Annotated in this window: 15 protein-coding genes; 2 read left to right on the top strand and 13 right to left on the bottom strand. The window is 47.4% G+C overall.

The window, feature by feature from the left end; translation table 11 throughout:
* Nucleotides 1-22: 22 nt before the first annotated feature.
* The 7 genes from MKY28_RS18685 to cysT all read right to left on the bottom strand — a co-directional run bounded on the left by MKY28_RS18685 (nucleotide 23) and on the right by cysT (nucleotide 5,483).
* Nucleotides 23-829, bottom strand: coding sequence for an MBL fold metallo-hydrolase (locus tag MKY28_RS18685; protein ID WP_340936625.1), 807 nt, complete (start codon nucleotides 827-829; stop codon nucleotides 23-25).
* Nucleotides 830-846: 17 nt separating this feature from the next.
* On the bottom strand, nucleotides 847-1,011 hold the full coding sequence (locus tag MKY28_RS18690; protein WP_340019651.1) for a hypothetical protein: 165 nt from the start codon (nucleotides 1,009-1,011) through the stop codon (nucleotides 847-849).
* Nucleotides 1,012-1,113: 102 nt separating this feature from the next.
* The gene (locus MKY28_RS18695; protein ID WP_340019650.1) at nucleotides 1,114-1,560 is read right to left on the bottom strand and encodes a hypothetical protein; all 447 of its coding nucleotides are present in this window, start codon (nucleotides 1,558-1,560) and stop codon (nucleotides 1,114-1,116) included.
* Nucleotides 1,561-1,717: 157 nt separating this feature from the next.
* The gene (locus MKY28_RS18700) at nucleotides 1,718-2,782 is read right to left on the bottom strand and encodes a sulfate ABC transporter substrate-binding protein (protein ID WP_036610768.1); all 1,065 of its coding nucleotides are present in this window, start codon (nucleotides 2,780-2,782) and stop codon (nucleotides 1,718-1,720) included.
* Between the two features lie 25 nt (nucleotides 2,783-2,807).
* Nucleotides 2,808-3,872 carry a sulfate/molybdate ABC transporter ATP-binding protein gene (locus tag MKY28_RS18705; protein WP_036610770.1) on the bottom strand — a complete coding sequence of 355 codons (1,065 nt, stop codon included), beginning with the start codon at nucleotides 3,870-3,872 and terminating at the stop codon, nucleotides 2,808-2,810.
* Between the two features lies 1 nt (nucleotide 3,873).
* On the bottom strand, nucleotides 3,874-4,671 hold the full coding sequence (locus MKY28_RS18710; RefSeq protein WP_017689977.1) for a sulfate ABC transporter permease subunit: 798 nt from the start codon (nucleotides 4,669-4,671) through the stop codon (nucleotides 3,874-3,876).
* Nucleotides 4,668-5,483 carry a sulfate ABC transporter permease subunit CysT gene (gene cysT, locus MKY28_RS18715; RefSeq protein WP_017689978.1) on the bottom strand — a complete coding sequence of 272 codons (816 nt, stop codon included), beginning with the start codon at nucleotides 5,481-5,483 and terminating at the stop codon, nucleotides 4,668-4,670. Before cysT ends, MKY28_RS18710 begins: the two co-directional genes overlap by 4 nt.
* 344 nt (nucleotides 5,484-5,827) lie before the next feature.
* Between cysT and MKY28_RS18720 the strand changes: the two genes are divergently transcribed.
* Nucleotides 5,828-6,229, top strand: coding sequence for a secondary thiamine-phosphate synthase enzyme YjbQ (locus MKY28_RS18720; RefSeq protein WP_340936626.1), 402 nt, complete (start codon nucleotides 5,828-5,830; stop codon nucleotides 6,227-6,229).
* Nucleotides 6,230-6,419: 190 nt separating this feature from the next.
* On the opposite strand, the gene MKY28_RS18725 is transcribed toward MKY28_RS18720, so the two are convergent.
* From MKY28_RS18725 to tkt, 5 genes are all read right to left on the bottom strand, one after another.
* Nucleotides 6,420-7,022 (bottom strand): TetR/AcrR family transcriptional regulator, encoded by a 603-nt coding sequence (locus MKY28_RS18725; RefSeq protein ID WP_036669101.1) that lies wholly within the window; start codon nucleotides 7,020-7,022, stop codon nucleotides 6,420-6,422.
* A 5-nt stretch (nucleotides 7,023-7,027) separates the two neighbouring features.
* On the bottom strand, nucleotides 7,028-7,660 hold the full coding sequence (locus tag MKY28_RS18730) for a YigZ family protein (RefSeq protein ID WP_036610785.1): 633 nt from the start codon (nucleotides 7,658-7,660) through the stop codon (nucleotides 7,028-7,030).
* Between the two features lie 176 nt (nucleotides 7,661-7,836).
* Nucleotides 7,837-9,192, bottom strand: a complete 1,356-nt coding sequence (locus tag MKY28_RS18735; RefSeq protein WP_017689982.1) for a glucose-6-phosphate isomerase — start codon at nucleotides 9,190-9,192, stop codon at nucleotides 7,837-7,839.
* A 236-nt stretch (nucleotides 9,193-9,428) separates the two neighbouring features.
* Entirely contained in the window at nucleotides 9,429-9,746 is a 318-nt protein-coding gene (gene ppnP, locus MKY28_RS18740) for a pyrimidine/purine nucleoside phosphorylase (RefSeq protein ID WP_017689983.1), read from the bottom strand.
* A 149-nt stretch (nucleotides 9,747-9,895) separates the two neighbouring features.
* Nucleotides 9,896-11,938 (bottom strand): transketolase, encoded by a 2,043-nt coding sequence (gene tkt, locus MKY28_RS18745; protein ID WP_340936628.1) that lies wholly within the window; start codon nucleotides 11,936-11,938, stop codon nucleotides 9,896-9,898.
* A gap of 436 nt (nucleotides 11,939-12,374) precedes the next feature.
* On the opposite strand from tkt, the gene MKY28_RS18750 reads away from it, so the two are divergent.
* On the top strand, nucleotides 12,375-12,854 hold the full coding sequence (locus tag MKY28_RS18750) for a hypothetical protein (protein ID WP_340936629.1): 480 nt from the start codon (nucleotides 12,375-12,377) through the stop codon (nucleotides 12,852-12,854).
* Nucleotides 12,855-12,928: 74 nt separating this feature from the next.
* Here the strand turns inward: MKY28_RS18750 and purU are convergent, their stop codons facing one another.
* Nucleotides 12,929-13,822 carry a formyltetrahydrofolate deformylase gene (gene purU, locus MKY28_RS18755; protein WP_017689986.1) on the bottom strand — a complete coding sequence of 298 codons (894 nt, stop codon included), beginning with the start codon at nucleotides 13,820-13,822 and terminating at the stop codon, nucleotides 12,929-12,931.
* Nucleotides 13,823-13,847: the final 25 nt, after the last annotated feature.

Below are 13,847 nucleotides of genomic sequence, written 5' to 3' on the forward strand. Positions count from 1 at the left end.
TTGTTACGCTAGTTAAGTTGAGTTACGCATTCGTTTCCAGCTTTAATGTTCCAAGCGGCACCTTCATCCCGGTAAGGGCAATCGTAATACCTTGATCCAGATTATAATTCTGCCGTACATCGACGTCATGAGACATATGTGTAAAATATGTATGACCTGGCTTCAGTTCCCACAGCAGCTCCTGCGCCTCACGCATATCGTACACGGAACGTGTTGAGAATTCCGCAAGTTCATGCACAAAGCTTGTTCCAAGCACCAGCAGATCCAGTCCGTGCAACGGCTCTTTCTCGGCATCCTTCAGGTCAATAGCATCTGAACAATACGCCCAGCTATACCCACCCTGATCCAATCGATAGGCGTACGAATACCCGTTATGTCCATGGCATACTTTCCAGGAATGTACCTTCCAGCCGCCTAGTTCAATATCATCATCCGTTTCCAGAAAGTCCATATGACGACCCAACCAGGGAAACTGTCCCTGAATGGTGGCAATCACTTCGCGTGGTGCATACAAACGCCCCTTTACACCCAACCACCGGCATGCATCCGCCCATTCTGGCAATCCTCCAATATGGTCAAAATGGGCATGAGTGATGAGCAGCGTATGCACCATACGTAATCCCTGATCCTCCATCTGTGATCTCCAGTCCGGTCCGCAGTCAATCATGAACTGTTCACCCGCACCATCCCCACCACCGTCAATCAGAACAGAAGAGCGTTTCCGTTTATTCTCTCCCGTAAGCCTCGCCTCTGTACATATTTCGCAATCACAATACACACGTGGAACGCCCATCGCATCGCCTGTGCCCAGAAATGTTAGCTGATCCAATCCGCATTCCCCCTGAATTAATGATATGTAGATTGTAATCGTCCACCTCCGTTTTTGCAAAAAAAAGACCATCCCGCTGCAGTTCTCCACTGCAATTCGGGACAGTCTGTGGTCTGACCGTTCACCGTCAGACCTTCATCTCCATGCTTCGCTCCATTCGGGAGCGTACGCTTCGTCAGCATGTGATGCAACCGTATAAGCGGGTCATCCGCATGAAGATCAGGCCTTACCTTTTAAACAGGCCACGACCGATTAATTCGAGTCACATACACTCCGCGCTGGAACTATACCAGTGCCCGCAGCTTCAACGTCAGTTCCTGACCCGCAGGTACATCCTTCGAATCCGTAATGACCCAGTTCGATGCAAGCCGCTTCACCAGTACCTCTGCCTGCTCCGGTTTCAACTGTAATCCGGTGATGATTCCTTCACCCACTGTGAAGTCTTTCTCGGGCTGTACCTTGAAGGCTTTCTCCAACCAGATTCCAAGCCCACCACGCGTGTTAAAGGTAATCCGGTATCCGTCTTTTACTGCTGCCTCCAGATTTTCACCATGCTCGTCCGCATACGAGAAAAATTCGTTATATCGGTATTCCTCTTCAGACACGGCGTCAAAAGCGGAAACGTCTTTCGCTTGAATAGCTTTTAAAATTTCTTCCTCAGGCATCCCCTTACCGCGGGCCTGCTCCAGTCGAATTGCTGTACTTTGGGATAATTTGATCTCTGCACTCATCCAACTCACACCTTCCTGCTAGTACTATGTAACAATCATGATTCAGTATACCTCTATTATAACCTTTTGGCAGTAAAAAACCTCCATCTCTACTTCCATTGAAATGAAGGTTTAGTATCTACATGCTCGATTACCTATTCGATTACATCAGCAATACTCATAATCCAGCGAGCACCTGATACCACACGCCGCGTTTGGAGTACAACGTACTGCGTACCTCGTCCCATCCACCCAGATAGTTGATATCAAATAATCCTTCTGGCGTTGGAAATGTCGACTCCGTCTGTGCAAATACATCCGGATCTACTGAACGAAAACCATGCTTGGCAAAAATACGCTGCGCTTCTGGTGTACGCAGATATGCGACAAAGGCTTCTGCCAGTTCGCGATTTCCATGTTTATCGGCATATTTATTCACCACAACTGCCGGGTTCTCAATCAGGATCGTATTTTTTGGAATGACGATGTCATAATCTACACCTTTGGCGATCCGGGCAAGCAATTCATTTTCATACGTGACGATGACATCACCCACACCATATTCGAATGCCGCCATCGAAGAACGCCCACTCTTGTCCAATGATTCAACGTTACGATGTACCTGTTCGAGAAAAGCCTTGGCTGCGGCAGGATCTTTCTTCCCCTCTTGCTCCTCCGACAGTTTCAATCCGGCACCATAAATGGCATTAATGTCCCATTGTGCGCCTCCGGATGTCTTTGGATTGGGGTACAGTACCTTCACTCCTGGCTTGGTTAAGTCCTGAAAATCACGAATACCGAGCGGGTTGCCCGCTCTTGTGCCCAGAACAACAATTGAACGGGTGATCATGCCCTCATTAGGGGTCTGTTTCCAATCAGAGCTAACCAGATCGGCTTTGACCAACTTCTCGATATCACTCTCCATCGCGAGCAAGGCCACATCAGCCTCGAATCCACCAACGATGGCTCTTGCCTGTGTGCCCGAAGCTTCATAGGATTCTTGAAAGTTAATCGTCTGTCCGGTTTTTGCCTTCCACTCCTCTTGGAACTTGGGTAGCAATTCGCCTACAGCATCTTTCGCTACACTATAAGCACCAATCACCAGCGTATTGGATGAATCGTTACCAGAGGGCTCGTTCTGTTCGCTTGACTCCTCCTGCTTGCTGCATCCAGCGGTCATGCAGACGAGCAGAAGCATGAGGGCAACATATAAGAGTATGGCTTTCTTCTTCCTCGTCTGCATGGGCAGCCCCTTTCTTCCACTTGATCTAAATCATCACCGGCATCGGATCTTCCTTCAGTCGGTTCTCAACCACCCAACTGTTGGAGTCATTGAACAGGTATGCACGGTGTACAAGGACTCGAATTTGTTGACCGATCTCCAATGTCGTTTTCTCCAGGGAACGATATGTGATTAACTTATGACCCTGTACGTCCACCTCTACCATCCATTCACTACCGCGGAAATGAAGATGTTTGACTGTACCTTTTTCCGTTGCAGACAACATGGTGAATTCGTTTTTCAAGCCGATTTCAATATACTCCGGTCGAATCAGCGCTTTGGTATGTTCACCCTCGACGGCATGTTCGAATCCTTTCAACTGGGAGGCATCCTCCACAACCGTAGACTCCCCGATAAATGTAGCCACAAACGGTGTCTGAGGATTTTTGTAGATATCCCAAGGTGTGCCCTTCTGTTCCAGACGACCTTGGCTGATAATCATAATTTCGTCCGCTACTTCAATCGCTTCATCCTGGTCATGCGTTACAAAGATCGAAGTGATTCCTACCCGCTCAATCAACTCACGCAACCATGAACGCAGTTCCTGACGGATCTTGGCATCAATGGCCGCGAACGGTTCGTCCAGCAATAACAGCTGTGGCTCCGGGGCGAGTGCTCTGGCAAAAGCAACACGTTGACGCTGCCCACCAGATAACTGATGTGGATAGCGCTGTTCGAAACCTTTTAACCCGGTCAATTCAACCAGTTCCATCACCCGATCACGGATCTGGGCTTTTGGCGTCTTCTTGACCTTGAGTCCAAAGGCGATATTCTCAAATACCGTCATATGTTTGAACAAGGCATAGTTCTGGAATACAAATCCGATGCCCCGCTCCTGTGGAGGCAGATGGTTCACAACTTTTCCGTGAAAGCGAATCTCTCCGGAACCCGGATTCTCCAGACCCGCAAGCATCCGCAGGATGGACGTCTTCCCGCCTCCGCTGGGTCCAAGCAGACCGATCAGATGACCTTTGGCAATATCGAATGAGACATCTTTTACCGCATGAAAATCACCGAAATGTTTGTTCAGATCACGGACTTCTACATGCATATCAATGCACTTCCTTTCGCTTCTTGGCCCATTCCATCATGAGCAGCAGCCCGACGGAGAAGGTGACCAGCACCAATGCCACACCATTTGCGGCAGCTACATTAAAATTCTCAACATCCTGGTACACCAGAGTTGTTGCGGTCTGCGTTTTGTTCATAATATTACCGGATACCACCAGCACTGCACCGAATTCCCCAAGCGAGCGCGCAACCGTCAAGACTAGACCATACACTACCGCCCAGCGGATTGAAGGCCAGGTCACACTCCAGAACGTTCTCCAGCCGTAGGCGCCAAGTGTAGATGCGGCCTCCTCTTGCTGAGAACCGAGTTCCTGCAGGACAGGCATAACCTCTCTGACCATCAGTGGAAAGGTAACAAATAACGTTGCGATCACCATACCCGGGAAGGCATAGACCACATTGAATCCAATCCCTTCAAAAAAAGCGCCCATAATGCTGTTAGGTCCCAACATCAACACAATCATCAAACCGCCAATGACAGGAGATACGGCATAAGGCAGGTCTACAATGCTGTTTAGCAGCCCTTTTATCCGTTCACTCAGCCATCCGGCACGAACCAGATAAAGAGCCATCATGATGCCAAACAATGTATTTAACAGGGTGACCACCAGAACTACCAGTCCGGTCATCATCAAGGCATGTAACGCCTCAGGGCGCATTAACCCTTTCAGGAATCCACCTGCCCCGTCTTCAAATGCGCCAATAAAAATGCGTCCAAGTGGGATGATCAGCAGTACAATAAATACCGCAAACGTCAGTCCGATTAACAGTCGTCTCATCGTCTTCTCCCCCGCATCTGCACCAGATTGATCAGCCAGAGGATCAGGAAGGAGAGCGTCAGGAGCAACACGGATACAGCAGCAGCCCCCGTTGGATTATCACTTTCAATCTCCCCGTAGATAAATACGGAAGCAGTCAGTGTTCTTCCCGGAATGTTACCAGCCACCAGCACAACAGCCCCGAATTCAGCCAGTCCTCTCGAGAAAGCCAGCATCCCCCCACTGATCATGCCAGGTGCCATGGAAGGCAGAATAACCTGCATGAACGTGCGAGCCTTGGATGCCCCCATCGTGTACGAGGCTTCTTCCTCGGAAGGATCAATTTCTTCCAGCAAAGGCTGCACTGCACGGATAACAAACGGAAACGTGACAAAGGTCATCGCGATAACAATGGCGGGCTGGTGAAATACAATCTCAAATCCCATGGATTCTGCCAGTTTCCCGATGGCACTGACCGGACCCAAAAGCAGCATAATCATCAAGCCGCCCACCGCTGTTGGCAGTGCAAACGGAAGATCAACCAGACTGTTAAGAAACGATCGGCCCACAAAACGATACCTTGTCAACACCCAGGCGATCATCGTGCCCAAAACCACATTAATCAGCGTGGCAATAACGGCCAGCCGAATGGTCAACAGTACGGCTTTCCACGCGATGGGATCCATAATGCTCTGAACAAAGTTGCTCCATCCTTCAGAGAAGGAATTGACGTACACACCGATGATTGGAAGTACAATAAGTACGATAAAATATAACAATACGGTACTGCGGAATCCCCAAGTCCATCCCTTATGACGAAGAACGGTATTCATTGCTGCGTTCCCTCCCAGCCTCCGGCTTTAACTCCGGTCGGCAGTCTTCCTGGATTTAATACGACATTTTTCCTAAGTTGGATGATATTACTTTAATATTATTCCCATTAGTCTACTTGGTTTTGCTTTTCTGATACTTTACCAGTTTGCAGTGCTAATCGTCAATGCTTTTATTGAATATAATTGGGCCACATATGAGATCGATTAATAAAAATCACTTCGGGTTATTTCTGTCCTCTTCGTTATGGTGCAGTTCCCATAATCAGCGTCATTGTGGTTTGTTTGGTATGTAGTGGTTAAGGTACAATCGAGGGAAGAAAAGAGATGATAAGGAGTGATCTAACATGTTATATACGAAGGATATATCCACTTCCACACGAGATGAAATGAAGGATATCACATGGGACGTAAAGCAGGTTGTCCAGAGTAGCGGGGTGCAGAATGGGACGGTGCTCATCTACTGTCCACATACGACGGCAGGTATTGCCATCAACGAAAATGCAGACCCGGATGTGAAACACGATGTCTTGTTACGCCTTGACGAAGTGTACCCTTGGGAGCACCCCGAGTATCGACACGCCGAAGGCAATACAGCCTCTCACCTCAAATCGATCACAACAGGACCATCACAGACGGTGATTATTCACGAAGGCAGGCTGCTGCTCGGCCGCTGGCAAGGCATTTACTTTTGCGAATTCGATGGACCACGTGAGCGGGAGTACTTTCTCAAAATCATGGAAGGTTAGTTGGGTCCAATAGACCTGCCACCAACTCGTTCATTTTTTGCAAACACAAACAGGCGGTCCACCCTCATTCCGGGTCGGAGCCGCCTGACTTGGTCTACTGCGCATATTAACTTTCGCGAGACAACGTTATAAAGAATTAAAGTTATGACAAATCACCGCCCTGAAGTGTAAGGGTGCAACAACAGCGCCATTATTGGTCGCCAGGCTGCTGACCCAGATTGCGGCACAGCACTTTGACATGAGACAGCGCAGACGATTCAATCTCCACAAACGTTAAACGGTCCTGAATGTAATAAGAAATGAATCCGTGCATAGCCAAAAATAGCGTACGCGGTACCCTTTGAATATCCTCTTCCGTACAGTTCGCTTCATTCATATACTGCCTTATAATCGATGCAAACAATTCGAAGCAACGCCCCTGTTCGGTACGACAATAAGACAACAGTTCTTCATCCCTGATCATAAACATAATTTCGTATTGGTATGGATTCTCCAGACCAAAGCGAATAAACTCCATCATAATGTGCTCTACCTTGCTCACATCATCACGAACCGGCCTGACCATGGCTTGCAGCAGCAAATGCCCCAGATGATTAAAATCTTCAACCACGATGGCATAGAACAGCTCTGCCTTTTCCTTAAAGTGATAATACAGCGACCCATGACTATAGCCCAGATGCTGGCCGATGCTTCGCATCGAAATGGCGCGGTATCCTTTGGTAATAAAAAGGTGCCTCGCCGCCTCCAGTATCCGCTCCCTCGACAACTCCTGTTCGACTGCTCTTCTAGCCATATATTTTATTCCCCTTCAATAAAATAAAGCCGCTGTCCCTCCGTGATCCGGGATTGCCCTTGCGTCAAATCCGTGATCCAGGCTACAAAAGCCTCGGTTTCACTATCCGGCGGAAGACAAGTCAACGTAACCTTATCGGTGAATCCAGTTTCACCTGTACGGACTTCCCGGCTTCTTAACTCATTTTCCACTTTACCCAGCCACGTATAATCCAGTTCAACAAACACTTCACGATGTAGCACGTTGGTAATGGCTTCTCCGGCTTCAATGGCTGCTACAGCTCCATCCGTATAAGCACGAATTAACCCGCCAGCTCCAAGCATAATTCCCCCGAAGTATCGCGTAACCACAATTGCCACATTTTTTAATTTCTGATTTTTGATCACTTCAAGAATGGGTTTCCCTGCTGTTCCGCTGGGTTCACCGTCATCGGATTGCTTCTGGATCTCGTCCCGCTCCCCAATCATGTATGCAGAGCAGTTATGAGTTGCATTCCAATGTTTTTTCTTGATCTCATCGATGAAGGCAACAGCCTCTTCTTCTGTCGTGACCGGCATAATATGACCGATAAATCGCGACTTCTTGATTACAATTTCCAGATTGCCCGGTCCTCGAACCGTGCGATAACGTTCAATCATCCTAAATCCAACTTTCTGATCTTTTCCTGAGTCCATTTTACAAGAAAGCAGTTCACCGCGCGAACGCGGACGAACTGCCCTGGTTATCTACATCCGGGAACCCTGCATCTTACACAAACAGTGATTACCGGTTAGATTTACATTACCTTATTCAACTATATGAGCAGACCGATGAATTATTCGGAAAGTCTCGCTTCGAGCGCTGCTTTCTCTTCTTCAAAGCCTGGTTTGCCCAGCAATGCGAACATATTTTTCTTGTAAGCCTCCACGCCTGGTTGGTCAAATGGATTGACGCCCAGCAGGTAGCCACTGATACCGCATGCTTTTTCAAAGAAGTATACCAGATATCCGAAAGAATATGGAGTCATATCTGGAATGTTCACAATCAGGTTTGGTACTTGACCATCCGTATGTGCAAGCAGTGTTCCTTGGAACGCTTTTTTGTTAACAAAGTCCATAGTTTTGCCTTCAAGGAAGTTCAAACCATCCAGATCGTCCGGATCGGATTTGATTGAGATATGCTCAGCAACTTCAGTAACCTGGATAACAGTTTCGAAGATATTCCGGCTACCTTCCTGGATGAATTGACCCATGGAGTGCAAGTCTGTAGAGAAATCAACGGATGCAGGATAGATCCCTTTGTAATCTTTACCTTCACTCTCTCCAAACAGTTGTTTCCACCACTCGGATACGAAGTGCAGAGATGGCTCATAGTTTACAAGGATCTCAGTGCCTTTGCCTTTGCGATACAATGCATTACGAACAGCAGCATATTGATATGCTTCATTCTCAGCTACGTTCGGGTTGCTGTATTCTTTGGATGCGTCAGCCGCACCTTGCATCATTTCTTCGATGCTGATACCCGCTGCTGCGATTGGCAGCAAACCTACAGCTGTCAGAACGGAGTAACGTCCACCTACATCATCCGGGATAATGAAAGATTCGTATCCTTCTGCATTTGCCAGTTCTTTCAATGCACCACGTGCTTTGTCTGTTGTAGCATAGATGCGTTTGCGAGCTTCTTCTTTACCATATTTCTCTTCCAGTGCTGCACGGAAGATACGGAAAGCAATTGCCGGCTCTGTTGTTGTACCGGATTTGGAGATAACGTTGACGGAGAAATCTTTGCCTTCAACCAGATCCAGCAAATGAGTTACATATGTGGAACTGATATTGTTTCCTGCAAAATAGATTTCAGGCGTTTTGCGTTTGTCTTTTGGCAGATTGTTATAGAACGAGTGAGTCAGCATTTCAATCGCTGCACGTGCACCCAGGTATGATCCACCGATACCGATAACAATCAGTACTTCGGAGTCGCTTTGGATTTTGGCAGCCGCTTTTTGAATGCGAGCAAACTCTTCTTTGTCATAAGCCGTTGGCAGATCAATCCAGCCCAGATAATCGGAGCCTGTTCCTGTTCCGTTGTGAAGCTGCTCGTGAGCCAGACGAATCGGTTCTGCGAAATAATCCACTTCGTGCTGATTTACAAATTGCAATGCCGTGCTATAGTCAAATGTCACTTTTTTTGCCATGATCTCAAAAACCTCCTGATTTCGATTATAGTGCGTGTTCAAACTTTGTAATCAAAAGCGGACTTTTTGAACAACCTCTTATATTATGTCCGTATTCCATTCTAAACAACTTGCCTTAAGGATACTTCAAATCCACGGGGCTGACAAGCTTGCAGCTCGAACTTTGTCGTTAGAATTCAAGAAGCAAAAAGGGTAAACCGAATCCGCGGGTTGCGGTTCTGCTTACCCTTCTTATGTTATTCCGCCGGGTACGAGCAGACGTAGTCAGTAACGCTGCGTATCTCCAGTTTGAATTTGGATTCGGCAGGCACGTGGAACGTAGCTTGACCTTGAATCTCTTGCCACTCTTCTTCTCCGGGAAGCAATACTTTCAGATCTCCGGACAGAATCTCCATAATTTCACGGGAATCCGTACCGAACTCATAACTGCCTGGAAGCATGATGCCCAGAGTCACTTTGCTGCCATCCCCCAAAATAACCGTTCTGCTGGTTACCTGACCATCATAATAAATGTTGGCCTCTTTCACTACACTGACTTGATCGAATTGTGACATGCGTACCCGCTCCCCTGAAGTTAATGAAAACAATAGGCAAAACAGATCAGGGCGATAACGAGATACCGCCCATCTCTGCGGAAATAACTTACTGCCATGGATCAGGACAGCATGACGCCCTCCCAATCATAGCAGCGCTTATGAAGCTATTACAGCAATGCTTTTACGCGGCTAACCACGTTTTCCACTGTAAAGCCATATTCTTGGATAACACGGTCGCCAGGCGCGGAAGCACCAAATGTGCTGATTCCGAGAATGTCACCTTGATCGCCAACATATTTCTCCCAGCCCATTGGATAAGCCATTTCAATTGCAAGACGAGCTTTAACATCCGGAAGAAGAACGGACTCTTTGTAAGCTTTGTCTTGTTTCTCGAACAGATCCCAACTTGGCATGCTGATTACGCGAACTTGGATGCCTTGTTCTGCAAGTGCTGCTTGAGCTTTAACAGCCAATTGCACTTCAGAACCTGTAGCGATAATTTGTGCTACCGCTTTGTCATCTTTTGCATCAGAGACAACATAAGCACCACGTTTCACGTTCTCACGTGAACCTTCAACCGTACCTTCCAGGATCGGCAGGTTTTGACGAGTGAGTACGAGTGCAACCGGGTTGCTCTTGTTCTCAAGCGCGTAAGCCCAAGCAGCCGAAGTTTCATTACCATCAGCCGGACGAATAACCGTCAGGTTAGGAATGATACGCAGGGATGCCAGTTGCTCGATCGGTTCGTGCGTAGGACCATCTTCACCAACAGCGATACTGTCATGAGTCAGAACATACGTTACAGGCAATCCCATCAGGGCAGCCAGACGAACAGCCGGACGCAGGTAATCGGTAAATACGAAGAACGTACCTCCGAATACTTTCACACCGCTGTGCAGTGCCATACCGTTCATTGCTCCAGCCATACCGAATTCACGGATACCGAAGTAGATGTTACGGCCGGAGTAATCTTCAGGTGTGAAGTTCTCCAGGTTGTTCAAGTGAGTCATTGTGGAGCTTTCCAAGTCAGCAGATCCACCTGTCAGTTGTGGCACGTTGTGCGCCAGACCGTTCAGAGCGTTACCGGATGCTACACGAGTGGAAAGAGCTTTGTCTGTTGCTGCATATTTAGGAAGATCACGGTCCCAACCTTCTGGAAGGTCGCCGTTAATCGCTGTTTCGAATTGAGCTGCCAGCTCAGGGAAGGCTTTTTTGTACTCGGCAAATTTCTCATCCCAAGCTTTGTTAGCAGAGATACCACGATCTTTCACTTGTGCAAAGTGATCGCGAACTTCAGCTGGTACGTGGAAGTTTTCTTCGTAAACCCATTTGTAATACTCTTTAGTCAATTTGGCTTCGTCTGCACCCAGTGGAGATCCGTGAGTACCGCCGTGGCCGCCTTTACCTTGTTTGTTCGGGCTACCATAACCGATAACCGTTTTAACTTCGATCAGTGTAGGACGCAGTGTATCTGCTTGACCTTCCTGAATTGCTTTTTCGATTGCAGGCAGATCGTTACCATCTTCAACGCGCAGCACTTGCCAGCCATAAGCTTCAAAACGCTTCGCGATGCTTTCGGAAGAAGACAGATCCAATTTACCATCCAACGTGATGTCATTGGAGTCGAACAACATGATCAGTTTGCCCAGGTGCAAACGTCCAGCCAGGGAAGCTGATTCATGAGATACGCCTTCCATCAAGTCGCCATCACCACAGATTGCGTAAGTGTAGTGGTCAACTACGTTGAATTTGTCTTTATTGTATGTTGCGCCCAGTTGAGCTTCAGCCATCGCCATACCTACAGCCATTGCAATACCTTGACCCAGTGGGCCTGTAGTTGCATCAACACCTGCAGTATGTCCGAATTCCGGGTGACCCGGAGTTTTGCTTCCCCATTGACGGAACTGTTTCAGTTCTTCCATTGGAAGATCATATCCGCTCAGGTGCAGCAAGCTGTACAGCAACATGGAGCCATGTCCTGCAGACAGGACAAAACGGTCCCGGTTAACCCAAGTTGGGTGGTCCGGGTTATGAGTCATCGTTTTTGCAAAAAGTTGGTACCCCATTGGAGCGGAGCCCATAGGCATACCCGGGTGTCCGGAATTTGCCTTCTCAATTGCATCAATCGCCAAAGTACGTACGGTAGTAATCGACAGGTTGTCGATTGTAGTGTTCTCGTCCTTTTGAATCGCTTCGTTCTTGTCAGTCATGGTTTGTCCTCCTCATGTCTTTAGATAAGTCGGGTGCGCAAGCGAATCCCTCTCATCATACAAGCAAACCGAATTTCACAATAAGTGAATCCGCTTGAGTGTTTCATTTTGACTTATTCACTTTTGTATTGTATCACTTGGCGTGAAGCTTTTCCATAACCTTCTTTTAGAAGTTCGTGAAAAATTGGTGGTTTGTGATGAATAATCCTTGGCCTATCAAGCAAAAATCGTACTGTACAAGGTACTAAATTCCAAAAGCAGACTTAAGGCGCCTCGCAAATCCATCGCATGAAGTATAACCTTTTACCTGAAAACCATGCATTTTTTAGATATTCATCCTCAATTCACATATAATGTTCCTGAATATGGATTCGAAAGTCGGGCTGTGGTTTACTTTTTTCAGATGTACACGCGTCAATCATAGGAGGTCTCGATCATGCCAGATCCTGCTGCTCACCCATCAACATCGGCAAAACACTCATTACCCTGGATATCCGGTATTTTAACGGGAATTCTCTCGGGGGTTGTCCTGGGATTTTTCCTCAAAATGATTCAGGCCATCACAGGTCAACAAGTATATACTCTGCTGCTGAATATTGATTTTGTGCCTGGTCTTCCGCCAACCTTACCCGAATTCATTGAATTTGCTTTGCATCTCATCGTGTCCGTTGTCATCGGGATCTTCTATGTGTGGTGGGTAAGGCATTCAGGCCGCCCTATGATCAAAGGAATTTTACTTGGTGCGGTCTCGTCCTTGCTCTATATCCCACTCTCTCAATTGTCATCACGTGTGCCAGACCTGTACGATGTGTCCGCCATCCTCTACTGGATTGTAGGACATCTGCTGTTTGGTATTATGGTTGGCTTGTGCGGAAAGTATATCAACACAACAAAAAAAGCGACTCCCGTTTCGTAAACGAATTGGGGTCGCTTTATTGTTAGTCTATTACGTGGTTCCGAATCAACCTTGCACAGTATTAAAGCGCGAGCTTAAAATACAACGGTTTTATTTTCGTGAACAAGAACACGGTCTTCGACATGCCATTTCACGGCACGTGCGAGCACAACACGCTCAATGGTACGTCCAATACGCTTCAGCTCGGTTACATCGTCCCCGTGGCTTACACGCTGCACATCCTGTTCAATAATCGGGCCGCCATCCAGTTCTTCCGTAACATAGTGCGCTGTCGCACCGATAATTTTGACACCACGGTTGTACGCTTGCGCATACGGTTTACCGCCCACAAAGGCTGGCAGGAACGAATGGTGAATATTAATGATTCGATTACGGTAGTGCTCAATGAACATGGGAGAGATGATTTGCATGTAACGAGCCAAAATGATCACATCCACATCGTTGCCGATGACGTCCAGTTGGCGCTGTTCCGCTTCTTTCTTCGTATCTGCTGTAACTGGGATATGATGATATGGAATGCCAAATGATTCTACATAATCCTTCATGTCCAGATGGTTGCTGACCACAAGAGCAATATCGGCATCCAGATCGCCTGCCTGCCATTGCCACAATAATTCAACCAGACAGTGATCTTCTTTGGATACAAAGATAGCCAGTTTCTTCTTGCGGCTAACCGCAGATAACGTCCATTCCATTTGGAATCGGCTTGCCACTTCTGCAAAATCAGCTTCCAGTTTCGGCAAATTGACCAACAATTGTGGAAGATCAAACTCAATTCGCATAAAGAACATGCCGCCAGCAGGGTCCATTGTGTACTGGTCCGACTGAACAATGTTTGCACCATGCTGGTGCAGGAAATGAGATACGGCAGCTACAATTCCTGGACCATCCGGACAGGAAATAAGCATGCGCGCACGATCGGCGCGGTTTTTAGAATCAGGGCGTACTTGTTTAGCGTGGATCTCCATCGGGTTATTCTTCCTCCTTCAATTA

Origin of the sequence: Paenibacillus sp. FSL R5-0473, assembly GCF_038004565.1 — a bacterium.
Classification (GTDB): Bacteria; Bacillota; Bacilli; order Paenibacillales; family Paenibacillaceae; genus Paenibacillus; species Paenibacillus amylolyticus.